Consider the following 23,463-nt stretch of genomic DNA (forward strand, 5'->3'; position numbering starts at 1 on the left):
CGACACGGTGGCGATATTCCATTACTTTGGGTAACTCCGGAAAGACGGATTGCGATCAAATTGCATCAACATCTCATCACACCTCCGGCGACCGACAACCTGGGCTTTCTCTTTCAGGGGAGGCGTGATGGAATCTCGGAGGTCCGACCCGCCGGGTCGGCTGCTGGGCGTTGCCCGTGGCAACGCGGAGACGCTGTAATCGCGAGGGCGGTGACGTGAGCAAACGGCCAACGACGGCGAACTCCTTCCTGTCGCGTCTGCGTCGGCCGGCCGGCCGGCTCCGCGACATGCCGATCTGGTCCAAGCTCGGGCTGATCATGATCGTGCCGACCATCGCCACGGTCGTCGTGGGCACCAGCGGGCTGGTGGACCACCTGCAGACGCTCAACAACGCCAACCGGGCCGGCGACCTGGCCAACCTGGTGGGTTACTCCGGTGACCTCGTCAACACCCTCCAGGACGAGCGCACCAACGCCGTCCTCCTGCTCGGGTCGCCGAAGGGGCAGGCTCGCGCGCAATACCAGGAGGCGTACAACCGGGTCAACCAGCGGGTCGATCAGTCGAAGTCGCCCTACTCGCAACAGCGCGCCGAGATCGAGGGCCTGCCGGCGACCCTGGAGGCGCAGCTCGACCGGATCGACAGCGACCTGACGGAGATGCCCGGCATCCGCAGCCAGGTCTACAACGGCAAGCTCCGACTCAGCGAGGCGGTCAGCCGGTACACCGGCCTGATCAACAATCTGATCACCATCCGTGACTCGGCCACCCAGCTCGCCGGTGACAACGACCTGAGCGACCAGATGCGCGCCGCCGCCGCGATGGCCCGCGCCAAGGAGTACGCCTCCGTCCGCCGGATCGCGGTGCACCAGGTGCTGCTCCAGAAGGCGTACACGCCCGCCCTGCGGGAGCTGTACATCTCCAGCAACACCGGTGAGCAGCAGGCCCTGCAGAGCTTCCAGGCGGTGGCCAGTCGCGCCGAGCGCGAGTTCCAGGACCAGACCATCTCCGGCTCCGACCGGCGTCAGGCGGACATCTACGCCGGCCAGGTCAGCGCGCTCAACAGCGACAAGCTCGACGGCCTCACCTTCAGCACCGACCAGTGGGACGCGGCCATGGTCGCGTACGCCCAGCTCAACCGGTCCGTGGAGGTACGCCTCGACAGCGACGTCGTCGCCAAGGCCGACGAGTTGCGCTCCGACGTCCAGCGTCAGGTCTTCCTGGAGACCGGCCTGCTGCTCAGCATGCTGCTGCTGGCGATCCTGTTCGCCTACCTGGTCGCCCGCTCGATGGCCCGTTCCCTGCGCGAGCTGCGTCAGGGTGCCCTGTCGATCGCCCAGTTCGGGCTGCCGCAGGCGGTGGCCCGGCTGCGGGACCCGCAGTTCACCGGGCAACAGTCCCCGGCCCAGTTGGCCAACCAGATCGCCGAGCCGCTGCCGGTGCGCAGCCGCGACGAGTTCGGCCAGGTGACCGAGGCGTTCAACGCCGTCCACCTGGAGGCCGTCCGGACCGCCGCCGAGCAGGCCGCACTCCGCTCCTCGGTCGCGACGATGTTCGTCAACCTCGCCCGCCGCTCGCAGATCCTGGTCGACCGGCTGATCGGCCACCTGGACCGGCTGGAGCGCGGCGAGGAGGACCCGGACCGCCTGGCCGAGTTGTTCCAGCTCGACCACCTGGCCACCCGGATGCGCCGTAACGACGAGAACCTGCTGGTCCTCGCCGGTGCCGACTCCACCCGGGTGCAGCGCGAGCCGGCCGCCCTCATCGACGTGCTGCGTGCCGCCCAGTCCGAGGTCGAGCACTACACCCGGATCGAGTTCGGGGTCATCGACCGCGACATCGAGGTCTCCGCGCACGCGGTCAACGACCTGGTCCACCTGGTCGCCGAGCTGTTCGACAACGCTACGGCGTTCTCCCCGCCGGACTCCCAGGTGATGGTCGAGGCCCGCCGGGTCGGTGACCGCGCGTCGCTCTACGTCGAGGACCGGGGCATCGGCATCAGCGCCGAGCAGTTGTCCGATCTCAACGAGCGGCTTGCCACCCCACCCCAGGTGGACGTGGCCGTCTCCCGGATGATGGGCCTGGTCGTGGTGGCCCGGTTGGCCTCCCGGCACGGCGTCAAGGTCGAGCTGCGGCCCGGCACCGACCGGGGTACCGTGGCCGAGGTCGTCCTGCCCACCTCGGTGCTGGTGCCGCGTGCCCTCACCGGCCGGGCCCCGGGCACCCCAGGACTGCCGGGCCCCGGCCCCCAGTTCGGCGGTGCCGCGCCGGCCTTCGGTGGTTCCGCCCCGACCCCGGCCTTCGGTGGCAACGGCACCTCGCCGGCCTTCGGCGGCAACGGCACGTCGCCGGCCTTCGGCGGTGCCGGTGCCCCGCCGGCCTTCGGTGCGCTGCCCGCGCTCGGCAACGGCCAACCGCCCGCCCCCCGACAGGGCGATTCCGGCAACCAGGTCACCCTCGGCGGCCGGCCCTTCGACCCGGCTCCGCGCAACGGCTCCGCCGCCCCGGCCAACGGCGGGCGCGGTCTGCCCGCCTGGTCGGACCTCACCGGTGCCAGCGGGATCAACGGCAGCGACGGGTTCACCCCGCGACCCACCAACGGGCAGTCGATCGATCCGCTGCCCCAACGGCGCAGCACCGACGACCCGGACAACACCGCCCAGCAGCCGGTCATCCCGCGTCAGCTGCCGAGCAGCCCGGAGGCCCGGCCGTACAGCTCTCCGCCGGTCCCGCCGGTGTCGGCACCGCCGCTACCGCCGGCGTACCCGGTCGCACCGGTCTCCGCCCAGCCCGTGTCGGGTCACCCGGTGTCGGGCCAGCCCGTGTCGGGTCACCCCGTGTCGGGCCAGCCGGTCTCCGGCTACCCGGTTTCCGGTCAGCCGATGTCCGGCTACCCGGTGTCGGCGTCCCCGTACGCCGGTCACCCCGGCCCGGCTGCGCCGGTGTCCGGTTCGCCCGGTGCCCCGCTGCCGTCCCGGCCCACCTCCGGCGGTGCTGCCCCGGGTGCCGGTGCCCCGCCGGCCTGGCCGCCGGTGGCCAATCCCGACCGGGACACGGCCACCCCGCCGGTCCCCGAACGGCTCTCCGCCGCCCTGGACATGACCACCGAGCTGCCCCGGGTGCCGCGCGCCGAGCCGACGCCGGCACCCCGCCAGCCGACGCCGCCGCCGGTGCGGGCCGCGCAGCCGGCAGCCAACCGGCCGTCAGCGCCGCAGCAGGTCCCCCAGCAGCGGTACGCGGACGAGACGATGGAACTGCCGATCTTCCGGGAGCTGGAGTCGGCCTGGTTCCGCACCCGCAAGCCGGGTCCGGAGGAGTCAGCCGGTGCCCGACAGTCGTTGACCAATGGCGCGGGGACCTCCCAGTCCGCCGTCGACACCGCCATCCACCCGGCCCAGTACACCGCACCAGGGACGACAGGTAGCGCACCGATGGCAGACACCGCGCCGGCCGGGGGCGTGCCGCGTGACAACGGGTCGACAGCGAACGGGGGATTCGCCGGTCGCGGCGACGGCCCGCCGGCCCGCCGCCCCGCCCCTCAGCCCAACTCCTGGCAGACCGCCGCCGACGACGGTTGGCGGGCGGCGGTGGCCGCGACCGAGGCACCGGTGGCCGGGACCACCCAGACCGGCCTGCCGAAGCGGACGCCGATGGCGCAGCTGGTGCCAGGGGCGATCGAGAAGCCGGCCGCGTCGGTGCAGCGACGTACGCCGGAGGCAGTCAGGGGTCTGCTCTCGGCCTACCATCGAGGTGTGCAACGCGGCCGGACCACCTCGGACAACCCCACCAACCCGGACGCGACTCCGGGCGGGCAGCAATCCTCGCCGTCTGGCTTCGGCCCGGCGGGCGGGAGCGGGCAGAAGGAGCAAGAAGGATGACAACTACGCAGGATCTTGGTTGGCTGCTGGCCAACTTCGCCGACCGGGTGCCGGGTGTCGCGCACGCGGTCGCGGTATCCGCCGACGGCCTGCTCCTCGCTTCGTCGCGCGACCTGCCCCGGGACCGGGCCGACCAGTTGGCCGCGATCGCGTCCGGCCTGGTCAGCCTGACCCAGGGGGCGGCCCGCTGCTTCGAGGGCGGCGCGGTGTTGCAGACCGTCGTCGAGATGGACAACGGCTTCCTGTTCCTGATGTCCATCTCGGACGGCTCGTCGTTCGCCGTGCTGGCCGCCCGCAGCTGTGACGTCGGTCAGGTCGGTTACGAGATGGCGTTGCTGGTCGACCGGGTGGGCGACGCGCTCACCCCGCAGGCCCGTACGGCTGTCGGGATGATGGGCTGACCGGGCTGACCAGTTGGTCGGCACGGAACGACGACAACAACGACGGGTTCCACCGGGCGAGAGCCGGTGCCGGGGGCGAAGGAGGTGAGTGGCGAGATGGTCGATCGTGACGAACCGACAGGTGCGTTGGTCCGGCCGTACGCCGTGACCCGTGGTCGCACCCGTCCCCGGCTCGACATCGCCTTGGAGGCGCTCGTCGAGACGACGGTGCGCGGTCGCGCTGCTGCCGGTGGCAACGGCGGTCAGGGCCGGGAGCACCAGTACATCGCCGCGCTGTGTGACGGACGTGTGCAGTCGCTGGCCGAGATCGCGGCGCGGATGCAACTCCCGCTCGGTGTGGCCCGGGTGCTCATCGCCGACATGGCGACGGACGGCCTGGTCGCGGTCCACGAGCCGACCATTCTGGACGACTCGGACGACGCGGTGGGCACTGAACTGCTGGAGAGGGTGCTGAGTGGACTTCGCAGGCTCTGACATGTCGCAGCGGCCGCCTGCCCCGAACGGGCGCGTGACGTCGGCGAAGATCGTTATCGCCGGTGGGTTCGGCGTCGGCAAGACGACGCTGGTCGGCTCGGTCTCGGAGATCACGCCGCTGACCACCGAGGCCATCATGACCTCCGCCGGTGTGGGCGTCGACGACACCCGGCAGGTGCCGGGCAAGACGACGACCACGGTGGCGATGGACTTCGGCCGTATCTCGATCGACCGGGATCTGATCCTGTACCTGTTCGGTACGCCCGGTCAGACGCGGTTCTGGTTCATGTGGGACGAACTGGTCCGGGGTGCCATCGGTGCCGTGGTGCTGGTCGACACCCGCCGGTTGGCCGACTGCTTCGCGGCGATCGACTTCTTCGAGCACCGGCGGTTGCCGTACCTGGTGGCCATCAACTGCTTCGACGGGATGCAGTACCACGACCCGCAGGACGTCCGGGACGCGTTGGCGATCTCGACCGACGTCCCGGTGGTGGCCTGTGACGCCCGTAACCGGGAGTCGACCAAGCACGTGCTGATCTCGCTGGTCGAGTACGTCCTCACCATGCGGCGGTCGCGCGCGGTCGCGCCGGCCTGACCGACTCCGACGCGCCCGGTGGCGGCCCCTGGCCGTTACCGGGCGCGTTCGCGTTCCCGGCGGTCATCGCGGGCGGGTCGTGCGACCGCTGTGGGGCCACCTGGGCGACGTCGACGCCCTGGGGGTCATCCGGGATGCGGACGCGGTGCCGCACGGTCGGTACGACGACGCTGGCCCGGCCGGAAGAACCGGGCCGGGCCAGGGTGGAACCATCAGACTGTCAGGACCGGTATCCGGCGGAGCGGAACTCGTACTCCCGATCGTCTTCCCGCTCGGTCGGGTCGCGGCTGAAGTCCCAGCCGCCGGCCGCCTCACGGCCCGGCCGGCCGCCGACGGCGAAACCGCCGATCTCCTGCCCACGACGCCAACCCCGGAAGTAGCCGGTGGTGTTCTCGGCGAGGCTCGCGGCGTCCCGGACGATCCGCAGCGGACGCTCCTCGCGCAGCGGCGAGCCGGGAACGAGGTTGGCCTGGGGGACCCGTTTGGGTAGCCCGGCCGAGGTTTCCGCACCCACCGCCGGCTGGGCGACCTTTTCGGCGGCCTGCCAGCCGGTGTCCGCGGTGGACGACCACTCCAGGTCGCTCTCGTCGCCGTGCCCGACGAACCACGCCGACTTCGCCTGGGCGAAGATCAACAGGTCGCCGTCGCCCTCGTCGGAGACCGGTGGCGGGCGGTGCTCCATCGGCGCGGGACGGCGTTCGACCGGCTCCGGTCGCCGCTCCAGGCCCGGCCGCTCGCTGCGTGCCGGCCGCTCGGGCCGGTCGAGAAGTTCCGGCCGCTCGGACCGCTCCGGCCGCTCCAACCGCTCGGGCCGGTCGAGACGCTCCGGCCGCTCGGACCGCTCCAACCGCTCCGGCCGGTCCAGGCGCTCGGCCCGCTCGGGCCGGTCCAGGCGTGCCGGACGGTCGACCCGGGTGGGGCGGTCCAGATGCTCCGGCCGGTCGAGGCGCTCGGCGCGGTCAACCCGGCTGGGCCGACCGGGACGGCCGGCCTCCTCCCGGTCGACCAACCGCAGCGGGGGAGTGTCCAGGTGCGGATCGGCGGGGGCGTCCAAGCCGTCCCGCAACGCCCGGTCGGCCAGCGGTGGCGGCTCCACCAGCCGCAACATCGGCGGCTCCGGGGGCAGGTCGTCGGCCAGCCAGGGCGGGGTGATCCGGCGTCCGGCACCCGGGTCGGCGGGGGCGTCGCCCGCCCGCCCGGCCCGCTCACCATAGGCCGGCACCACCGGGTTGTTGGCCGAGCTGTCGCCCGGATTCTCCGGGTTGTTGACCAGGGGCCAGTTCGCCCGCGAACCCGGCGCGGCGGTGGGCTCCGGCTCGGGGCGGGTGATCGGCACCGGGACGTTCAGGTCCGTCGCGCTGAACCCACCAGTGGGCGTCGAGAGGGCGCCGGTGGTCTTGGGCCGGGGTGGGATCACGGTGCGTTGCCGCTCGGCCCGTGCGTTGTTGATCGCGGCGGTGGTCAGCGTCGGCCGGAACGGCTCACCGGCCTCGGCGGGCGGCACGTTGCCGCGCTGTGCCGGGGCGATCGGGGTGATCCCCGGAGGAGGCGGTGGCGGAGCCGAGACGGGCCGGTTCGCCGGGGCGTCCATCCCGCGCCTGATCGGCGGAATCATGGTGGTCGGTGCGTCCGAACCCCCACGTCGGCCCGGCGGCATGCCCTGGTCCGTACGCGCGGGTGGTGCCGAGGTCGGCAGGTTGGCGGCGGCAGCCGGGGTCACCGGTTGGGGGGCCACCGGCGGTGGGGCGATCGGGGCGGGGGCCACCGGCGGCGGCCCGAGCGGTCGGGGCGTGACCGGCATCGCTCCGCCGGGGACCGGCTCGGGACGGCTCCGCCGCCCGGTCGGTACCGGCGGGGCCGGCTCTGCGATCCGGACCGGCCGCAGGCCGGGACCGGTGCCACTGATGCCGGTCAGCTCGCCGACCTGCTCGCCCCGGCGGGCGGCAGCCCGGCGGCCGGGCATGGGACTCGGGGCGCTGACCCGGGTGCTGAGCGCGCCCACCAGGGCCTCGCAGCCGGCGTCACAGGCGCGCACCGCAGCGACCGACTGCCGGACGGTCTCGGCGACGGCGGACGTGAGCGCCCGGTTGACGGTGGCCCGGCGCGGGGTCTCGGAGATGGCGACCCGCAGCGCGGTGACCGCCGCCTCGATCTCCCCGGCCTCGGCCACCCCGTCGGCGGTGAGGTGTGCGGTGACCGCCTCGGCGGCGACCGACATGTCGCGGCCCCGGGCCGCCGTGCCGGTGAGCATGTTCGGCTCGGGCAGCGCGTCGAGGACGGCCAACGCCACCGGATCAGCCGGGTCCGGGTACGCCCGCAGGGCGGCCGGATACAACTCGCGGAGCACCTCGCGCAGGGCCACGGCGGCGGAGTGCCGGCCGCTGGACAGGGCGGCGTGCGCGGCGAGGACCTGCTTGAAGCCGGCCAGGTCCCGGGGAGCCGGCAGGGTGACTGCGGAGAGCGCGCCGGCCTGGAGGGCGCGGGCCAGGCCCACCGCCCGCCGCTCGGCCGGCGCGGACTGCATCTCCTCCAAGGAGTCGTCGTCGGCGAACCGCTCGGCGAAGTCGTCGACCGAGTCGTCGTCGGCGATCGCCAGCGGACGGCCCGCCGCGCTCAGCAGTGAGGTGACCGTGTGGTCGTCGCTGTCGGCCGCGATCGCCACGCCGCTCGGCCCGCCCGACCGTTCCACGAGCAGCGTGACGAGCTGGGCGTAACCCGCCGCGTCGTCGCTGATCTCGTAGACGTGCAGCAGACGGCCTGCGTCGTCGACCACGGCGGACGTCAGCGTCGATCCGGCCGAGGCCGGTCGGTCGGCCGGATCTGCCGAGGCCAGACCGCAGTACACGCGCACGAGCGCCACGGCGTCGTCCTCCTCCCGGGACACAGGTCTATTCTCTGCCAGCCACTGATGCTCCCCGTTCGGGGTCAGTCGCGCCAGTCCACGACGGCAGAGATCTTGCCGACAATGGTGCGCCACCCCAAGCTTGCGGTCTGGGCACCGATTTTCTTCAGCCGCCTACGGCCGAGAAATCCACCGACTCCGCCGTTGACAGAAGCGCGCAGCGCCTCGTCGAGATCGTCCAGGCTGGAGCCGGCCGAGAGCATGTCCAGCACGGCGGGTAGCCGCAGCGCGTACGACAGGTCACGGGCGACCTCGCCGGCCTCGATCAGCAGGGTCGGGTCCCACGTGTCGTGCCCACCGCGCAGGTTCTCCACGACCAGGTCGAGTTCGTAGGTGTCCTCGTCGCGCGGGGCGATGTCGGCCGGCTCCACCCGTTCGGACAGTTCATTCCAACCGTCCAGTTGAGACAGGTCGTTGGGTGCCCCGGAGCGGATGAAACTGACGAGCGACTCGGGCGTCTTGAACAGCAGCAGCCGGCCCTTGTGGCTCAGGAAGACCGGCACCTCCTCGTCGCCGTCGGTGTCGTCGTCGTCCGCGTCCTCGTCGGCGTCCGAGGCGTCGGTGTCGTCGTCGGCGTCCGAGGCGTCGGCGTCGAGGGTGTCGGTGCCCGTGCCGCCGGCGCGCTTGCCGTCGCTCACGCCCTTACGGTCCGCGTCGTCCTCGTCCTCGGCGGAGAGTGCGGCGAACTCCTCGTCGAGGATCACCACCTCGTCGTCGTCCTCGGCCTCGACGACCTGGCGGCGGGCCAGGAAGGGGTCGTCCTCGTCGCGCTCGGCGACGTCCGTCGGGGTCAGCTCGCGTGCCGCCCGGTACGCCCGGAGGGTGAAACCGGTGCCGGCGGGCAGGGCGATCTCGACCGGATCGATGCTCAGCTCGTCCCAGAGCGAGCGGTCGGCCGGGCCGGACTCCACGTCGGGCCCGGTCGGCCCATCGGTGTCGCCGAGCTCGGGTTCGTCGGCGTCGGGCCGTTGGGGCGACTGGCGGGCCACGCTGACCTCCGTGTGCGTCGGGTTACCCACTCGGCGGCATGCGGTCGCCGAGTGACTCTGGGCACATACCCTAATGGGCGGCCGGCCGTGGGCCGACCCCGCACCCCGGCGAGGCCCGGGAACCCGTGCCTGCTGGCGGTCCGGGCGGCTGACAAGTAGCGTTGCTACGTATGAAGGCTCAGGCGTTGCACGGCCACCTCGACGCCCTGTTGCTGGCCGTGCTGGAGCAGGGCGAACTGCACGGCTACGCGGTCATCGAGGCGCTGCGCGCCCGCAGCGCGGGCCAGCTCGATCTGCCGACCGGCACCATCTATCCGGCGTTGCGTCGGTTGGAGCGGGCCGGTCACGTGGCCAGTTCCTGGAGCACGGTCAACGGTCGGGAGCGGCGGACGTACCGGCTCACCGACTCCGGTCGGGCGTCGCTGGCCGGCGAACGGGCCGGGTGGCGCGAGTTCAGTGCCACCGTCGGCCGGTTCCTCGACCCTGCCGGCCCGCCCGCCACGCCGGCCTGACCCCGCAGCGTCAGCGGGTGGCGACCAGCCAGAAGCGGGTGGCCCGGAAGAGCGCGAAGTGGGCGGCCCCGGCCAGCACCGCGCCGACGATCATCGGAGGCCAGGTCAGGGCGGCCTCCCACAGCGCGATCGACCAGCCGAAGAGGGCCACCCCGGCGACCGCGCCGAGGGTGAGGGTGCCGGTCAGTCCCCAGCCGAGCAGCCGGTTCACGGATGTGCCGGCCCGACCGCGACGGGCCGCCCAACGTCCGGACACCAGGGCGGCCAGCGCGACCGTGGCCACGGTCAGCCAGATGCCGTGCATCGATCCGGCGAGCACCTGGTAGCCGGCGGGCGGGGGCGGCCCACCGCTCCAGCTCGACCCCTGCCAGGTCAGGTCACCGCAGGCCACCAGCAGCACGGCGATCACCAGCGCCCGCCGGGCCAACCCGCGCAGCGTCCCGGCGGCCAACTCCGCCTGGTAGGCCGGAGCAAGTTCGGCAGGCGAGCCGAAGTCGACCACGGCCCGCCGTTCGGCCTCCCGCGCCGGCAGGCCACCGTCCCGGTACGCCTCGGCGGCGTCGTCCAGCGCGTCCCGTACCTCGCGGATCAGTTCGGTCCGTAGCCGCGTCGGACCGTGCAGTCGGGACTCCAGATCCCGCAGCCGCTCGTCGATTCCTACCTCGTCGCAGGCGCGCATGGCATCACCCTGCCACGACCGGGCGGGCCGCGCGTCGGGGAGATTCCCGGACCCGGGCTCCGGTGTGGGGCGGCTCCGGGACACGGGTCGGGGGCCGGCTCGTTCAGGGCGTCAGCGTCAGGTATCCGCGCTCGGCGGCCTCCTGGAGCACCCACTGGTCCCGGTACCAGCCGGCGGTGGTGACCAGATCGGCGTGCCGCCCCCGCTGGACGATCCGGCCGGCGTCCAGGACCACGACCTCGTCCATCCCGGACAGGCCGCTGAGCCGGTGGCTGATCAGCAGCACGGAGTGCCCGGCGGGGGTGGCTGCCAGCACTCCGGCGAGTACCGCGTCGGCGGCGACCGGGTCGAGACCCTCGGTCGGTTCGTCCAGTACCAGGACGCCGGGCGCGGCGAGCAGTGCCCGGGCCAGCGCGAGCCGCTGCCGCTGCCCGCCGGAGAGCTGACCGCCCTCCTCGCCGACCATGGTGTCCCAACCGTCGGGCTGTTCCGTCACCCAGTCCAGCAGGCCGGCGGCGCGGGTCGCCGCGGCCAGCTCGGCCTCGTCCGCGTCGGGCCGGCCGAGCAGCAGGTTCTCCCGCACCGACGCGTGGAAGACGTACGCCTCGGCGAACAGGCCGCCGATCGCCCGGGGCAGCTCCTCGGGCGGGTACGCCGACACGTCCCGACCGGCCAGGGTGACCCGGCCGGTGTCGGGTCGTACCGCCCCGGTCAGCACCGCGGCCAGGGTGCTCTTGCCGGCGCCGCTCGGCCCGACGACCGCGATCCGGCGGCCGGCGGGCAGGTCGAGGTCGAATCCGGCGAGGGCGGGCGCGGCCCCCTCCCGGTACCGGACGACGACCCCGTCGAACCGCACGTCGCGCGCCGCCGCCCCCACGCCCTCGGGACCATCGGCGGCCACCAGGCCGCCGTCCCCCGGAGCACCGCCGTCCCCCGGGCCACCGGCGACTGCCGGGCCACCGCCGGCCCCGGGCCGGCTGCGCCGGTGGGGTCGTCGAGCAGGGCGGCGACCCGGGACAGGCCCGCGCGGAGCTGGGTCCACTGTCGGGCCGCGCCGACCAGCGCCAACGTGATCTCCACCGCGGCGAGGGTGCCGACGGCGAGCACCCCCACCAGCACCCCGGCCACGTCGGCGCGGAGGGCGGCGAGCACCACCCCGGCGGCGGTCAGTCCGGCCACCAGCACCCCGGCCGCGTCCACCGCGAATCCGGTCGCGGCGAGCCGGCGCTCCAGCCGGGCCAGCCGGTCGGCGCGGCGGGTCGCGGCCCGCAGCGCCTGGCCGGTGGCCCCGAAGGCGGCCAGGTCGGCGGCACCGTGGGTGAGGTCGACGGCGTCGGTGGCGAGCGCCCCGCGCAGCGGTGCCACCTCGTCGGCGGCCCGGCGGGTCAGCGCGGTGGCCAGCACCGGCAGTGCCACCCCGGTGACCAGCAGCCCGGCCGCGAGCACCCCGGCCGAGGGCAGCGAGATCAGGGCGGCCCCACCGACGGCGAGTACCCCGACCAGGGCGGCTACCGCCCCGGGCACGAGCACCCGGAGCAGCAGGTCCTGCACCGCCTCGACGTCGGAGACCAGCCGGCTCAGGGCGTCCCCGGTGCGCTGGCCGGCCGGGGTGGGCCGGGCGGCGAGGGTGGCGAAGACCCGGGCCCGGACGTCGGTGACCAGGCGGAGCACGGCGTCGTGCCCGGCGAGCCGTTCGGTGTAGCGCAGCACGCCCCGGCTGACCGCCAGCGCCCGGACGGCCACGATGGCGACCGTCAGCCGGTCCAGCGGTGGCTGGCCGGCGGCGCTCATCAGCAGCCAGGTGGCGGTGGCCATCAGGGCCAGTCCGGCGAGTTCGGTGGCCGAGGCGAGCAGTCCGGCCCCGAGCAGTCGGCCCAGGTAGGGCCGGGCCAGCCGCAGCACCACCCGTTCGGGCCGCGCGGCAGGGACGGGTCCGGGGTTCATCGGCGGGCCTCCCGCGCCAGGGAAGGGGCGGGTCGGGTCGGCGTGACGGAGGCGGGTCGGGCGCTCATCGGCCGGCCTCTGCGGCCGGGGTCAGCTCGGTCACCCGCCCGGCGGCGACGTGCAGGACCCGGTCGGCGTCCGCCAGGAGGGCCGGCCGGTGCGCCACCAGCAGGGCGGTGCGACCGGCCACCAGCCGCCGGGTGGCCGCCAGGACGATGGTCTCGCTGGCGGTGTCCAGCCGGGCGGTCGGCTCGTCGAGCAGCACGAGCGGGGCGTCCCGGAGGAAGGCGCGGGCCAGGGCGACCCGCTGCCGTTGACCGCTGGACAGCCCGTGGCCGCGCTCGCCGAGCAGGGTGCCCAGCCCGTCGGGCAGGGCCGTCACCACGTCGTCCAGCGCGGCGTCGGTGACCGCGCGGGCCAGGGTGGCGTCCGGGGTGTCGGGGGCGCCCAGCCGGATGTTGTCGGCAAGCGTGGCGGCGAAGAGGTGGGCCCGCTGCGGCACCCAGGCGATCTGCCGACGCCAGTCGTCGGGGTCGACGTCGGCCAGGTCGACCCCGGCGACGGTGATCCGGCCGGCGGTGGGCGTGACGAAGCCGAGCAGCAGGCCGAGCAGGGTGCTCTTGCCGGCGCCGCTCGGCCCGACGACGGCGATCCGTTCGCCCGGTCGGATGGTGAGCGTGACGTCCCGCAAGGCGGTGGTCCGCTCGTAGGCGACGGTGACGTCGGTGAGCACGATCTCGCCCGCCCCGGACGGCGTACCGACGCGTGCCCCGACCCTCGCCGGTCCGGCGGGCACCCCGGCGGCGGGGCCCTCGGCCGCCGCACCGGCCGGGCCGGTGGTGACGGCGGAGACGGTCAGCGCCTCGTCCAGCGCGGTGAGCCCCTCCATGCTGGCGTGGAAGCGGCTGCCGGCGGCCCGCAACGGCAGGTACGCCTCCGGGGTGAGCAGCAGCACCAGCAGCGCGGTGGCCAGGGTGATGCCGCCGTCGAGCAGCCGGATGCCGACCGGCACCGCGACCAGCGCCACCGACAGGGTGGCGACCAGTTCCAGCACCAGCGCGGAGAGGAAGGCGATCCGCAGGGTCTTCATGGTGGCGACCCGGTGCCCGTCGGCCATCCGGCGGACCACCTCGGTCTGTGTCCGGGCCCGGCCGAACGCGCGCAGGGTGGGCAGCCCGGCCACCATGTCGAGGAAGTGCCCGCCGAGCATCGACAGCCGCCGCCACTGCCGTTCGGTGGCGGCCTGGGCCTGCCAGCCGAGCAGCGCGCCGAAGACCGGGATCAGCGGGATGGTGAGCACGATGATCAGGGCCGAGCTCCAGTCGGCGAAGACCAGCCGGGCCAGCACGGCGGCCGGCACGGTGACGCTGAGCACGAGCTGGGGGAGGTAGCCGGTGAAGTAGGCGTCCAGCGCGTCGAGGCCGCGCCCGGTGAGGGTGGCGAGCTGGCCGGCCCGCTGGCCGGCGACCCAGCCGGGCCCGTGCCGGCCGACGGCGGCCAGCAGGTCGGCGCGGAGGGTGGCCTTCACGGTGGCGGCGGCCCGTGCGGCGGCGGTGCCCTGCCCCCAGGTGACCAGGGCCCGACCGCCGACGGCGGCGACGAAACCGGCCAGCGCGGTGGTGTCCAGCCGGCCGTCGATGGCGGTCGCGAGCACCGTGGCCAGGGCGGTGGCCTGCGCGACGACCAGCAGCGCGGTGAGCCCGCCGAGGGCGGCGAGCACGGCGAGGTCGCGCCGGGCCGCGGGGACCCGGCGCAGCAGACGCGGGTCGAAGGGACGGCGGTTCACCAGTACACCGGTGCCCTGCCGTCGGTCCGTCCCCGGAACACCCACCAGCACATTGCCTGGAAGCCTAGTAGGGCCGGCAGGAGGGGCAGCAGCAGCCAGCCCAGCAGCTGCAACGTCGGCCCGCTGGCCGCCGCTTCGGTGACGCCGACGGTGGCCGCCGGGTCGACCGTGGAGACCAGCACGGCCGGCCAACGGGCCACCCCGACCAGCGCCACCGGCAGCGCCAGGGCCGTGCCGGTGGCGGCCAGGGCCACCCCGGGTCGGCCCCGGTGCAGCGCCGCGCGGGCCGCAACCAGCGCCCCGACCAGCGCCACCAGCAGCAGTACGGCGGGAAGCGGCTGGCGGGTCGCTGCGCGTACCCGGTCGGAGAGCAGGCCCAGCGCGGCGGCCGTGGTGACGGCGGCGAGCGACCCGACGAGCAGCCGGCGGGCCAGCCGGGCGGTCACCGGGGCGTCGGCGGTCGGCAGCCGCAGGGTGAGGAAGGTCGCACCGTGCGCGGCGACGAGGACGAGCAGGGCGAGCCCGGTGGCGGCGACGAACGGGGTGGCCAGGTGGCTCTGCCCGGCGACGTGACCGTAGGTGTCGATCGGCAGGCCCTGGAGCAGCCCGGCGAGCAGTGCGCCCCAGCCGAACACGGCGAGTGCGCTGCCGACCACGACCACCCGGTCCCAGCCCCGGCGGGCGGCCGGCCCGGTCGGCCGACTGCGCTGCTGCACCCCGGCGGTGACCAGGATCACCCCGGCCAGCGCTCCGGCCACGGCGGGGTAGTAGCCGGAGAGGAGTTCGCCCTCCAGGGTGGGGAAGACGCCGAAGAGGATGCCGACGGCGGCCACCAGCCACACCTCGTTGCCGAGGAAGAAGGGGCCGAGCGCGGTGAGCCCGGCGCGGTGGGCGGCCGGGGTGTCCCGCCGGGCGAGCAGCAGCCCGACGCCGTAGTCGTAGCCGGCGAGGACGAGGTAGCCGGCGAAGAGGAGGCCGAGCAGGGCGTACCAGAGGAGGGGCATCGGGGTCCTCTCAGGCGAAGGCGCGGGCCGGCCGGGGTTCGTCGTCGTCGAGGACGCCGGGCGGGCGGCCGAGCGCCGGGTCGGTGGCGCCCCGGGCGGCGTGCCGGGCGAGCAGCGTCCAGTTGGTGACGGCGAGGGTGCCGAGCAGCAGGCTGAAACCGATCAGTGAGGCGAGCATCAGGCCCGGGTCGACGTCGGAGACGGCCCGGTCGGTGGGGAGCAACCCGTACGCGGCCCAGGGCTGCCGGCCGACCTCCCGGGCGAGCCAGCCGAGGATGACCGCGACGAAGGGCAGTGGCAGGGCGCACAGGGTCAGCCAGAGCGGGAAGCGCAGCCGGATCACCAGGTCCCGCCAGAGCAGCGGCAGCAGCAGCCAGACGCAGCCCAGGGTGAACCCGATGAGGATCATGAAGCCGAGCCCGACGTTGGACAGCACCGGCGGGGTGTAGTCACCGGGGCCGAACCGGGTGGTCCACTCGGCGATCCGGGCGTCGGCGGTCGGGCCGGCGTCGAACTTGGTGGGTTGCAGCTCGCCGACCGGGCCGAACTGGGCGAAGCCGAACCCCTGCACCAGGCTGACCGACAGGGCGGCGGTGACCAGCCCGATCCGCAGCGAGGTGCGGTGCAGGGCGAAGTCGGCGGTCCGTCGGATCAGGTGCCAGGCGCTGACCGAGGCCATCAGCATGCCGCCGGTGAGCAGGCTGGCGGCGATCACGTGGCCCAGCGCCATGCCGAGGGTGGGGTTGGTGAGCAACGCTCCGAAGTCGGTCAGGTGGGCGACCCCGTCACGCACCCGGTAGCCGACCGGGTGCTGGAGCCAGGCGTTCGCCACCATGATCCAGAAGGCCGAGGCGTACGCGGTGAGCGCGACCCCCCAGAGCAGCGCCAGGTGTACGCCACGCCGCAGCCGGTGCCAGCCGAAGATCCACATGCCGAGGAACGTCGACTCCAGGAAGAACGCCACGAGCGTCTCGATCGCCAGCGGGGCCCCGAAGACGTTGCCGACGTAGCGCGACAGCCCGCTCCAGTTCAGCCCGAACTGGAACTCCAGCAGGATGCCGCTGGCGATGCCGAGCACGTAGTTGATCACGTAGAGCTGGCCCCAGAACCGGGTCAGCCGTTCCCACTGCGGGTTGCCGGTGACGAACCAGGCGGTCTGCATGCCGACCAGCAGGGTGACCAGCCCGAGGGTGACCGCCACGAAGAGGAAGTGGATCGAGGTGGTGGTGGCGAACTGGAGGCGCGCGAGGAGCAGGGTGTCCATGACCGCTCTCTAACGTAGTCCCGCTTTTCGTAGGCAGCCTACACGTAGCCCCGCTACCTATCCATCCGCTCGGCATCGCCGCCAACTCCGGCGGACGGGACGGATCAGGCAGGCAGGGCGCGATCGGCGGGGCAGGGCGCAGCCGATCCAGCCGGGTGGCCGCCGGCTGCGCGGTCTGCTGACCGACCAGCGCGACCGGGCCGCCGCCCTGGTCCGTGGTCCGGCGGCGTGCGGCGGTCCGGCGGCGCGCGGTCGGTCCGGCCGGCTGCGGTCAGCTCAGGAAGAGGGAGATCGGGAGGGCGGCCAGGGTGGTGGTCACCGCCAGCGCGGCGGCCCCGAGCAGCCGGGGCGGCCGGTCGGCGACCAGCAGCCGCTGCATCCGGACGTCGAGGTCGCGGTCGCCCATGCCGAGCGCGCCGGCCGGGGTGACCCGGTGCCCGGCGGCGGCGAACCGGCGCAGCGCACCCGCCAGCGGGGCGTCGGCGTGCAGCTCGCGGGCCTTGTCGTCGGCCCGCATCTCGACCAGCAGGGCCACCCGCTCGTGGGCGGCGCGGACCCACCGGAACCACGGCAGCGCCCGGCACAGCGCGGTGAACGGCAACAGCACCAGGTCGTGGCGCTCCTGGGCGTGCGCCCGCTCGTGGGCGAGCACCGCCGCCAGCTCGGCCCGGTCCAGCAGGCTGAGCGTGCCGGCGCTGACCACCACCCGGGGGCGTACCCCGGGCAGGCAGTACGCGGCGGTGCCGGGGTGGTCGAGGACCAGCGCGCCGGGAATCGTCGGGTCCCGGCGGGCGACCAGGGTGAGCAGGTCCCGGTGCCGACGCTGGGCGCTCACGGCGGCGTGCACGCTGCGGACGGTGGTGCCGAGCAGCACCGCGCCGATGCCGAAGCCGACCCCGACCAGGCCGAGGTGGACGGCGGTCACCCCGGCCGGCAGGGTGCCGTGGGCCAGGTCGTCGGCGAGGGCCAGCAACGCCCCGCCGGTCGGCCGGTCGTACGCGGTCAGCCCGAGCGCCATCGGCAGGCCCATCGCGGACAGGCCGAGGGCCAGCCCGACCGCCTGCCAGCAGACGATCGCGACCCGGGGGGCCCGCCACGTCCAGGTGGAGCCGGCCAACACCTGCGCGGTCAGCCAGCAGGCCAGGATCGCCCCGGCGAAGTGCACGGCGTACGCCATGATGGCCGCCCTACCGGTCCGTCGCCTCGTCGGCGGTCCGGGCCCGGCCGGTGCGGGGGTCCCCGACCCGGTCGGTCAGCCCGGCCTCGTGCCGCCCGGTCCCGGAGCCCGGCCGGGCGTCCTGCCCGGCCGGCGTGCCGGCGTCGGGTCCGGCCGGTGCGGGGCCGGTCAGCCCCGCCTCCGCGCCGAGCGCCGCCCGCAGCACCTCGGCCTCGGTGCCGGTCACGGAACGGGCGAAGCGCACCAGCGCGGCGTCCCGGCTGCCGCCGAGGTCGAGGGCGTCGAGCATGAGCCGGGCGATGTGCGCCTCCCGGCTGGCGGCGGCCCGGTAGCGCCAGGCCCGCCCCTCGCGTTCCCGCTGCACCATGCCCTTGCCGGCGAGCCGGTCCAGCACGGTCATCACCGTCGTGTACGCCAACTCGCGCCCGTCCAGGGCCTCGGCGACCTCCCGCACGGTCACCCCGTCCGACGTGCCCGGGACCACGTCCCACAGCACGTCCATCACCGCCCGCTCAAGATCACCCAACCGCGTCACCAGGCAATCCTACCCCCGGTAGTACGACCGGCTGTCGGACCATCGGGCCGGCCGGCACCCCGGCCGCCCGTGCCGCCCCGGCCCACCGGCGACCCGGCCGGTCAGACCCCCTTGGGGTGCCAGACCGTCTTGGTCTCCAGCAGCGCGGTCATCCGGCCCAGGCCCGGGTCACCCGCCCAGTCGTGGTCGGCCGGCACCGGCCGGAGCACCCGCTTGAGGTTCTCCGCCGCCCCGGCCTCCAGCTCGGTCGCCAACTCCCGGTCGGTCACCCCGGCCAGGTCGATCGCGTTGACGTCCAGGTGCGCGGCGAGCGTCGGCGCGGTCTCGGTGATCCGGCCGGTGAGCAGGTTGACCACCCCACCCGGCAGGTCCGAGGTGGCCAGCACCTCGGCCAGGGTCACCGCCGCCAACGGGGCCGACGGGGAGGCCGCCACCACCACCGTGTTGCCGGTGACGATGGCCGGGGCGATCACGCCGACCAGACCGAGCAGCGCCGGGGACTCGGGTGCCACCACGGCCACCACCCCCGTCGGCTCGGGCGCGGACAGGTTGAAGTAGGGCCCGGCCACCGGGTTCGCGCCGCCGTACACCTGGGGGAGCTTGTCGGCCCAGCCGGCGTACCAGACCCAGCGGTCGACCGCCGCGTCCACCTCGCCGCCGGGGACGCCGAGCGCCACGAACTGCTCGCGGCGGCCCTCCAGCATCTCGGCCACCCGGTAGAGGATCTGACCCCGGTTGTACGCGGTCGCCCCGGACCACCCCTTGACGGCGGCGCGGGCGGCGACCACGGCGTCCCGCGCGTCCTTGCGGGAGGCCAGTGACACGTTCGAGTCCTGCACGAGATACGACCGTCCCGACTCGCTGCGCGGGAACTTCCCGCCGATGAAGAGCTTGTACGTCTTGCGTACCGCGACCCGCTCAGACATTGAGGTACCCCTCCAGCCCGTGCCGGCCACCCTCGCGGCCGTAGCCCGACTCCTTGTAGCCGCCGAACGGCGAGGTCGGGTCGAACTTGTTGAACGTGTTGGCCCAGACCACCCCGGCGCGCAGCCGGTCGGCGGTCCACAGGATGCGCGAGCCCTTGTCGGTCCAGATCCCGGCCGACAGCCCGTACGGCGTGTTGTTGGCCTTCTCCACGGCCTCGGCCGGGGTGCGGAAGGTCAGCACCGACAGCACCGGGCCGAAGATCTCCTCGCGGGCGACCCGGTGCGCCTGGGTGACCCCGGTGAAGATCGTCGGCGCGAACCAGAACCCCCGCTCGGGCAGCTCACACGGCGGCGACCAGCGCTGCGCCCCCTCGGCCGCCCCGGCGTCGGACAGTTCCCGGATGCGGGCCAGCTGGGCGGCCGAGTTGATCGCCCCGACGTCGGTGTTCTTGTCCAGCGGGTCACCGACGCGCAGCAGCGCCATCCGCCGCTTGAGCGCGTCGAGCACCTGCTCGGCGACGTTCTCCTGGACCAGCAGCCGGGAACCGGCGCAGCAGACGTGGCCCTGGTTGAAGAAGATGCCGTTGACGATCCCCTCGACGGCCTGGTCGACCGGCGCGTCGTCGTAGACGATGTTGGCGGCCTTGCCGCCCAGCTCCAGGGTGACCTTCTTGCCGGTGCCGGCCACCGACCGGGCGATGGCCTTGCCGACCTCGGTGGAGCCGGTGAAGGCGACCTTGTCCACGCCCGGGTGTTCCACCAGCGCCCGGCCGGTGTCGCCCGCGCCGGTGACGATGTTGACCACGCCGGCCGGCAGGTCGGCCTGCTGGCAGATCTCGGCGAACAGCAGCGCCGTCAGCGGGGTGGTCTCGGCGGGTTTGAGCACCACCGTGTTGCCGGCGGCGAGCGCCGGGGCGACCTTCCAGGCGAGCATGAGCAGCGGGAAGTTCCACGGGATGACCTGCGCGGCCACCCCGAGCGGTCGCGGGTCCGCGCCAAAGCCCGCGTACGGCAGCTTGTCGGCCCAGCCGGCGTAGTAGAAGAAGTGGGCGGCGACCAGCGGCAGGTCGACGTCCCGGGACTCCCGGATCGGCTTGCCGTTGTCCAGCGACTCCAGCACCGCCAGCTCACGGGAGCGTTCCTGGACGAGCCGGGCGATCCGGTACAGGTACTTGGCCCGGTCCCGGCCGGGCATCGGACCCCACACCTTGTCGTACGCCTTGCGGGCGGCGCGGACCGCGCGGTCGACGTCCTGGGCGCCGGCCCAGGTGACCTCGGCGAGCACCTCCTCGGTGGCCGGGTTGACCGTCTTGTCGAGGTTCTCGCCGTCGACGAACCTGCCGTCGATGAACAGACCGTAGGACGACCTGATGTCGACGATCGCGCGCGACTCGGGCGCAGGGGCGTATTCGAACATCATGCTCAGTCCAGGGTGAAGTAGTCGGGACCGGAGTAGATGCCGGTCGTCAGCTTGGTGCGCTGCATGAGCAGGTCGTTGAGCAGGCTGGACGCGCCGAACCGGAACCAGTCCGGGCTCAGCCAGTCGCCGCCGACGGTCTCGTTGACCATGACCAGGTACTTGATCGCGTCCTTGGTGTTCTTGATCCCGCCGGCCGGCTTGACGCCTACCTGCCGCCCGGTGGCGGCCCGGAAGTCGCGGACCGCCTCCAGCATCACCAGGGTCACCGGCAGGGTCGCGGCGACCGGGACCTTGCCGGTGGAGGTCTTGATGAAGTCGCCGCCGGCCAGCATCCCCAGCCAGGAGGCCCGCCGGACGTTGTCGTAGGTGGCCAGTTCGCCGGTCTCCAGGATCACCTTGAGGTGGGCGTCCCCGCAGGCCTCCTTGGTGGCGACGATCTCGTCGTAGACCTCCTGGTAACGACCGGCCAGGAACGCGCCCCGGTTGATCACCATGTCGATCTCGTCCGCACCGGCGGCGACGGCCGCCCGGGTGTCGGCGAGCTTGACGTCCAGCGGCGCCTGCCCCGACGGGAACGCGGTCGCCACGCTGGCCAGGTGCACGGCGCTGCCGCGCAGCACCTCCGCCACGTGCGGCACCATCGCCGGGTAGACGCAGACCGCGCCGACGTGCGGGCAGGTCGGGTCGGCCGGGTCCGGGCGCAGCGCCTTAGCGGCCAGGGCGCGCACCTTGCCCGGGGTGTCGGCCCCCTCCAGGGTGGTCAGGTCGACCATCCGGATGGCCAGGTCGATCGCCTGCGCCTTGGCGGTGGTCTTGATCGAGCGGGTGCCGAGCTGTGCCGCCCGCTGCTCCGCGCCGACCTGGTCCACCCCGGGCAGGCCGTGCAGGAAGGTCCGCAACGCGGTCTCGGATCGCCCCAGCTCGGACAGGTCCGACCGGGCCGACGTCGTTGTCGCCGTCATGCCCCGAATACTACGCAGCCACGAGTCCGGTGATCCTGGTCACAGCAGCCCGGGTCGGGGGCGGTCGGGTAGCCCGGCGTCGCCGCAGGGCCCGGTGGGCCGGGGTGCCCCGGTTGGCTGCGGGTAAGACGCCCCGGCCCGTCGGCCCCGGGTGAGCCGCGTCGCCGCCCGCCGCGCACCCGTACTGCCGGCGGGCCGGGACCGGTAGGTTGAGCGATCGTGGACGTACACGTCATTGACCACCCGCTCGCCCAGTCGCGGCTGACCGCCATGCGGGACGCCCGGACCGACTCGTCGTCGTTCCGGGCCGCGCTGCACGAACTCACCACCATGCTGGTGTACGAGGCCGCGCGCACCTTCCCCGTCGAGAAGTACCCGGTGCAGACCCCGGTCACCGGTGCCGAGGGGACCCGGTTGGCGAACCCGCCGCTGCTGGTGCCGGTGCTGCGGGCCGGCCTCGGGATGGCCGACGCGGCGCTCGGGCTGCTGCCGGAGTCGTCGATGGGCTTCGTCGGCCTGGCCCGCGACGAGGAGACGTACGAGCCGCGCGCCTACATGGAGTCGCTGCCCCGGGACCTCGCCGGCCTGCCGGTGCTGGTGCTCGACCCGATGCTGGCCACCGGCGGTTCGCTGGAGCACTGCTGCCGGCTGCTCGCCGACCGGGGCTGCACCGACATCACCGTGCTCTGCGTGCTCGCCGCGCCGGTCGGCATCGCCCGGCTGGAGCGGTCGGGGCTGCCGTTGCGCCTGGTCACCGCGTCGATCGACGAGGGGCTGAACGACAACATGTTCATCGTGCCGGGCCTCGGCGACGCCGGTGACCGCCAGTTCGGCGGCATGCCCCGGTTCTGACCGGCCCATTTCGCCGCGGCATGCCCCGCTCCTGGCTTGCCCGGCTCGCGGCCGGCATGCCCCGCTCCCGGCTCGCGGCCGGCATGCCCCGCTCCCGGCTCGCGGCCGGCATGCCCCGCTCCCGGCTCGCGGCCGGCATGCCCCGCTCCCGGCTCGCGGCCGGCATGCCCCGCTCCCGGCTCGCGGCCGGCATGCCTCGCTCAGCGTGCGGCCGGCATGCCTCGCCCGGTTTGCGGTGGCATGCCCCGCTCAGCTCGCGGTGGCATGCTCCATTTCCGGCCCGCCCAGCTCCGGTGTCTCCGGGCTGAGCTGGCGGGTGGTCGGCAGGTCGCGGGCGAGTGGTCGGGTCGGTCGCGGGGGTTGCCTTCCCACCCAGAGCGAGTCGGTGAGCGCGGGGTGCGTTCAGGCGCTACCGTCTCGGGCCATGACTGGTGTTGCGCTGGCCGAGGAGTTGCTGCTCCTCGCGTATGACGATGAATCCGGCAAGGCGACCATGCCCCGGATCAGTCTTGACCTGGGGATGGCCGCCGCCGTCCTGGTCGAGCTGGCCCTTGCCGGCCGGATCGCGTACGTCGACGGGAACCTGGTGGTGACCGACCCGACGCCGGTCGGCGAGCCGATCCTGGACGGGGTGCTGGGCCGGATGGCCGCCGACACCCCGCACAGCCCGTCCTCCTGGGTGCAGCGGCTGCGGCACGGCCTGCGCGACCGCATCCTCGGCGACCTGGTCGACCGTGGCGTGGTGCGTGACGTCGAGGAGACCGAGCTGGACTTCATCGTGGTGCACCGCTACCCGACCACCGACCCGTCCGTGGAGCAGGACAGCCGGCGGCGGCTGGCCGAGGCGCTGGCCGGCGAGCAGTTGCCCGACGAGCGGACGGCGGCGCTGGCCACGCTGGTTGCGGTGCTGCGGATGGAACCGGCGCTCGGCCTGACCGGCAGCGCGGCGCAGGACGCCCGGCGTCGGCTGGAGGAGATCGCGGGCGGGGCCGGTTTCTCCGGCACGATCAGCCTGGAGGAGTCGGTGGTCCGCCCCTCGGTGGCCCTGGTCGTCACCGCCCTCGGTCAGGCCGTCGACCACGCACTCGGCAAGCGCGCCGTGAGCTGACCGCCACCACCGCACGCGACCCCGCTGGTCGCGGAGGAGCCTCGCAGTTGCCTGGTTG

The 23,463-nt window shown here is 74.1% G+C and carries 18 protein-coding genes and 1 pseudogene; 7 read left to right on the forward strand and 12 right to left on the reverse strand.

Annotation, left to right across the window (positions count from 1 at the left end; translation table 11 throughout):
* Nucleotides 1-215 precede the first annotated feature (215 nt).
* The 4 genes from ACQP2H_RS04190 (at nucleotide 216) to ACQP2H_RS04205 (ending at nucleotide 5,345) form a co-directional block, all read left to right on the forward strand.
* Complete coding sequence (locus ACQP2H_RS04190; protein WP_357536195.1) at nucleotides 216-3,875, forward strand: nitrate- and nitrite sensing domain-containing protein; 3,660 nt, start codon at nucleotides 216-218, stop codon at nucleotides 3,873-3,875.
* Nucleotides 3,872-4,276 (forward strand): roadblock/LC7 domain-containing protein, encoded by a 405-nt coding sequence (locus ACQP2H_RS04195; protein ID WP_067304724.1) that lies wholly within the window; start codon nucleotides 3,872-3,874, stop codon nucleotides 4,274-4,276. Before ACQP2H_RS04190 ends, ACQP2H_RS04195 begins: the two co-directional genes overlap by 4 nt.
* 96 nt (nucleotides 4,277-4,372) lie before the next feature.
* The gene (locus ACQP2H_RS04200) at nucleotides 4,373-4,750 is read left to right on the forward strand and encodes a DUF742 domain-containing protein (RefSeq protein ID WP_088643989.1); all 378 of its coding nucleotides are present in this window, start codon (nucleotides 4,373-4,375) and stop codon (nucleotides 4,748-4,750) included.
* A gap of 1 nt (nucleotide 4,751) precedes the next feature.
* Nucleotides 4,752-5,345: a GTP-binding protein gene (locus ACQP2H_RS04205; protein ID WP_088643912.1), complete on the forward strand. Its 594-nt coding sequence runs from the start codon at nucleotides 4,752-4,754 to the stop codon at nucleotides 5,343-5,345.
* 220 nt (nucleotides 5,346-5,565) lie between these two features.
* Here the strand turns inward: ACQP2H_RS04205 and ACQP2H_RS04210 are convergent, their stop codons facing one another.
* Together ACQP2H_RS04210 and ACQP2H_RS04215 are read right to left on the reverse strand one after the other, a co-directional pair.
* Complete coding sequence (locus ACQP2H_RS04210) at nucleotides 5,566-8,229, reverse strand: transposase (protein WP_433231170.1); 2,664 nt, start codon at nucleotides 8,227-8,229, stop codon at nucleotides 5,566-5,568.
* Nucleotides 8,230-8,270: 41 nt separating this feature from the next.
* Nucleotides 8,271-9,266: a DNA primase gene (locus ACQP2H_RS04215; RefSeq protein WP_357536197.1), complete on the reverse strand. Its 996-nt coding sequence runs from the start codon at nucleotides 9,264-9,266 to the stop codon at nucleotides 8,271-8,273.
* 140 nt (nucleotides 9,267-9,406) lie between these two features.
* Here ACQP2H_RS04215 and ACQP2H_RS04220 point away from each other — a divergent pair, with 140 nt between their 5' ends.
* A complete protein-coding gene (locus ACQP2H_RS04220) occupies nucleotides 9,407-9,748 on the forward strand; it encodes a PadR family transcriptional regulator (RefSeq protein ID WP_208568633.1) in 342 nt (113 codons plus the stop codon).
* Between the two features lie 10 nt (nucleotides 9,749-9,758).
* Here ACQP2H_RS04220 and ACQP2H_RS04225 read toward each other — a convergent pair whose 3' ends face one another.
* From ACQP2H_RS04225 to deoC, 10 genes and pseudogenes are all read right to left on the reverse strand, one after another.
* Entirely contained in the window at nucleotides 9,759-10,427 is a 669-nt protein-coding gene (locus tag ACQP2H_RS04225) for a permease prefix domain 1-containing protein (protein ID WP_357536199.1), read from the reverse strand.
* Nucleotides 10,428-10,530: 103 nt separating this feature from the next.
* A pseudogene (gene cydC / locus ACQP2H_RS04230) lies at nucleotides 10,531-12,371 on the reverse strand (thiol reductant ABC exporter subunit CydC).
* A 64-nt stretch (nucleotides 12,372-12,435) separates the two neighbouring features.
* Nucleotides 12,436-14,157: a thiol reductant ABC exporter subunit CydD gene (cydD, locus tag ACQP2H_RS04235; RefSeq protein ID WP_433231174.1), complete on the reverse strand. Its 1,722-nt coding sequence runs from the start codon at nucleotides 14,155-14,157 to the stop codon at nucleotides 12,436-12,438.
* Nucleotides 14,154-15,161, reverse strand: a complete 1,008-nt coding sequence (locus tag ACQP2H_RS04240) for a cytochrome d ubiquinol oxidase subunit II (protein WP_433231177.1) — start codon at nucleotides 15,159-15,161, stop codon at nucleotides 14,154-14,156. The genes cydD and ACQP2H_RS04240 overlap by 4 nt, the downstream gene beginning before the upstream one ends.
* 10 nt (nucleotides 15,162-15,171) lie before the next feature.
* Nucleotides 15,172-16,425, reverse strand: a complete 1,254-nt coding sequence (locus tag ACQP2H_RS04245; RefSeq protein WP_433231179.1) for a cytochrome ubiquinol oxidase subunit I — start codon at nucleotides 16,423-16,425, stop codon at nucleotides 15,172-15,174.
* Between the two features lie 271 nt (nucleotides 16,426-16,696).
* The gene (locus tag ACQP2H_RS04250) at nucleotides 16,697-17,602 is read right to left on the reverse strand and encodes a M56 family metallopeptidase (protein ID WP_433231182.1); all 906 of its coding nucleotides are present in this window, start codon (nucleotides 17,600-17,602) and stop codon (nucleotides 16,697-16,699) included.
* A 10-nt stretch (nucleotides 17,603-17,612) separates the two neighbouring features.
* Entirely contained in the window at nucleotides 17,613-18,137 is a 525-nt protein-coding gene (locus ACQP2H_RS04255) for a BlaI/MecI/CopY family transcriptional regulator (RefSeq protein ID WP_433231184.1), read from the reverse strand.
* A 101-nt stretch (nucleotides 18,138-18,238) separates the two neighbouring features.
* Nucleotides 18,239-19,063, reverse strand: a complete 825-nt coding sequence (locus tag ACQP2H_RS04260; protein ID WP_219466992.1) for an aldehyde dehydrogenase family protein — start codon at nucleotides 19,061-19,063, stop codon at nucleotides 18,239-18,241.
* The gene (locus ACQP2H_RS04265; protein WP_357536349.1) at nucleotides 19,056-20,480 is read right to left on the reverse strand and encodes an aldehyde dehydrogenase family protein; all 1,425 of its coding nucleotides are present in this window, start codon (nucleotides 20,478-20,480) and stop codon (nucleotides 19,056-19,058) included. Before ACQP2H_RS04265 ends, ACQP2H_RS04260 begins: the two co-directional genes overlap by 8 nt.
* Before the next feature lie 5 nt (nucleotides 20,481-20,485).
* Nucleotides 20,486-21,445: a deoxyribose-phosphate aldolase gene (gene deoC / locus ACQP2H_RS04270; RefSeq protein ID WP_219466994.1), complete on the reverse strand. Its 960-nt coding sequence runs from the start codon at nucleotides 21,443-21,445 to the stop codon at nucleotides 20,486-20,488.
* Between the two features lie 219 nt (nucleotides 21,446-21,664).
* On the opposite strand from deoC, the gene upp reads away from it, so the two are divergent.
* A complete protein-coding gene (upp, locus tag ACQP2H_RS04275; protein WP_208568623.1) occupies nucleotides 21,665-22,297 on the forward strand; it encodes a uracil phosphoribosyltransferase in 633 nt (210 codons plus the stop codon).
* A 424-nt stretch (nucleotides 22,298-22,721) separates the two neighbouring features.
* The gene (locus ACQP2H_RS04280) at nucleotides 22,722-23,405 is read left to right on the forward strand and encodes a GOLPH3/VPS74 family protein (protein ID WP_208568622.1); all 684 of its coding nucleotides are present in this window, start codon (nucleotides 22,722-22,724) and stop codon (nucleotides 23,403-23,405) included.
* Nucleotides 23,406-23,463: the final 58 nt, after the last annotated feature.

It is taken from the genome of Micromonospora sp. CA-248260 (assembly GCF_050942205.1).
Taxonomy (GTDB): domain Bacteria; phylum Actinomycetota; class Actinomycetes; order Mycobacteriales; family Micromonosporaceae; genus Micromonospora; species Micromonospora antibiotica.

Coding starts and splice junctions, on each gene's coding strand:
- ACQP2H_RS04220 (WP_208568633.1), top strand. CDS start 9,407: ATGAAGGCTCAGGCGTTGCACGGCCACCTCGACGCCCTGTTGCTGGCC.
- ACQP2H_RS04225 (WP_357536199.1), bottom strand. CDS start 10,427: ATGCGCGCCTGCGACGAGGTAGGAATCGACGAGCGGCTGCGGGATCTG.
- deoC (WP_219466994.1), bottom strand. CDS start 21,445: ATGACGGCGACAACGACGTCGGCCCGGTCGGACCTGTCCGAGCTGGGG.
- ACQP2H_RS04265 (WP_357536349.1), bottom strand. CDS start 20,480: ATGTTCGAATACGCCCCTGCGCCCGAGTCGCGCGCGATCGTCGACATC.
- ACQP2H_RS04205 (WP_088643912.1), top strand. CDS start 4,752: ATGTCGCAGCGGCCGCCTGCCCCGAACGGGCGCGTGACGTCGGCGAAG.
- ACQP2H_RS04260 (WP_219466992.1), bottom strand. CDS start 19,063: ATGTCTGAGCGGGTCGCGGTACGCAAGACGTACAAGCTCTTCATCGGC.
- ACQP2H_RS04250 (WP_433231182.1), bottom strand. CDS start 17,602: ATGGCGTACGCCGTGCACTTCGCCGGGGCGATCCTGGCCTGCTGGCTG.
- ACQP2H_RS04245 (WP_433231179.1), bottom strand. CDS start 16,425: ATGGACACCCTGCTCCTCGCGCGCCTCCAGTTCGCCACCACCACCTCG.
- ACQP2H_RS04195 (WP_067304724.1), top strand. CDS start 3,872: ATGACAACTACGCAGGATCTTGGTTGGCTGCTGGCCAACTTCGCCGAC.
- ACQP2H_RS04280 (WP_208568622.1), top strand. CDS start 22,722: ATGACTGGTGTTGCGCTGGCCGAGGAGTTGCTGCTCCTCGCGTATGAC.
- ACQP2H_RS04200 (WP_088643989.1), top strand. CDS start 4,373: ATGGTCGATCGTGACGAACCGACAGGTGCGTTGGTCCGGCCGTACGCC.
- ACQP2H_RS04240 (WP_433231177.1), bottom strand. CDS start 15,161: ATGCCCCTCCTCTGGTACGCCCTGCTCGGCCTCCTCTTCGCCGGCTAC.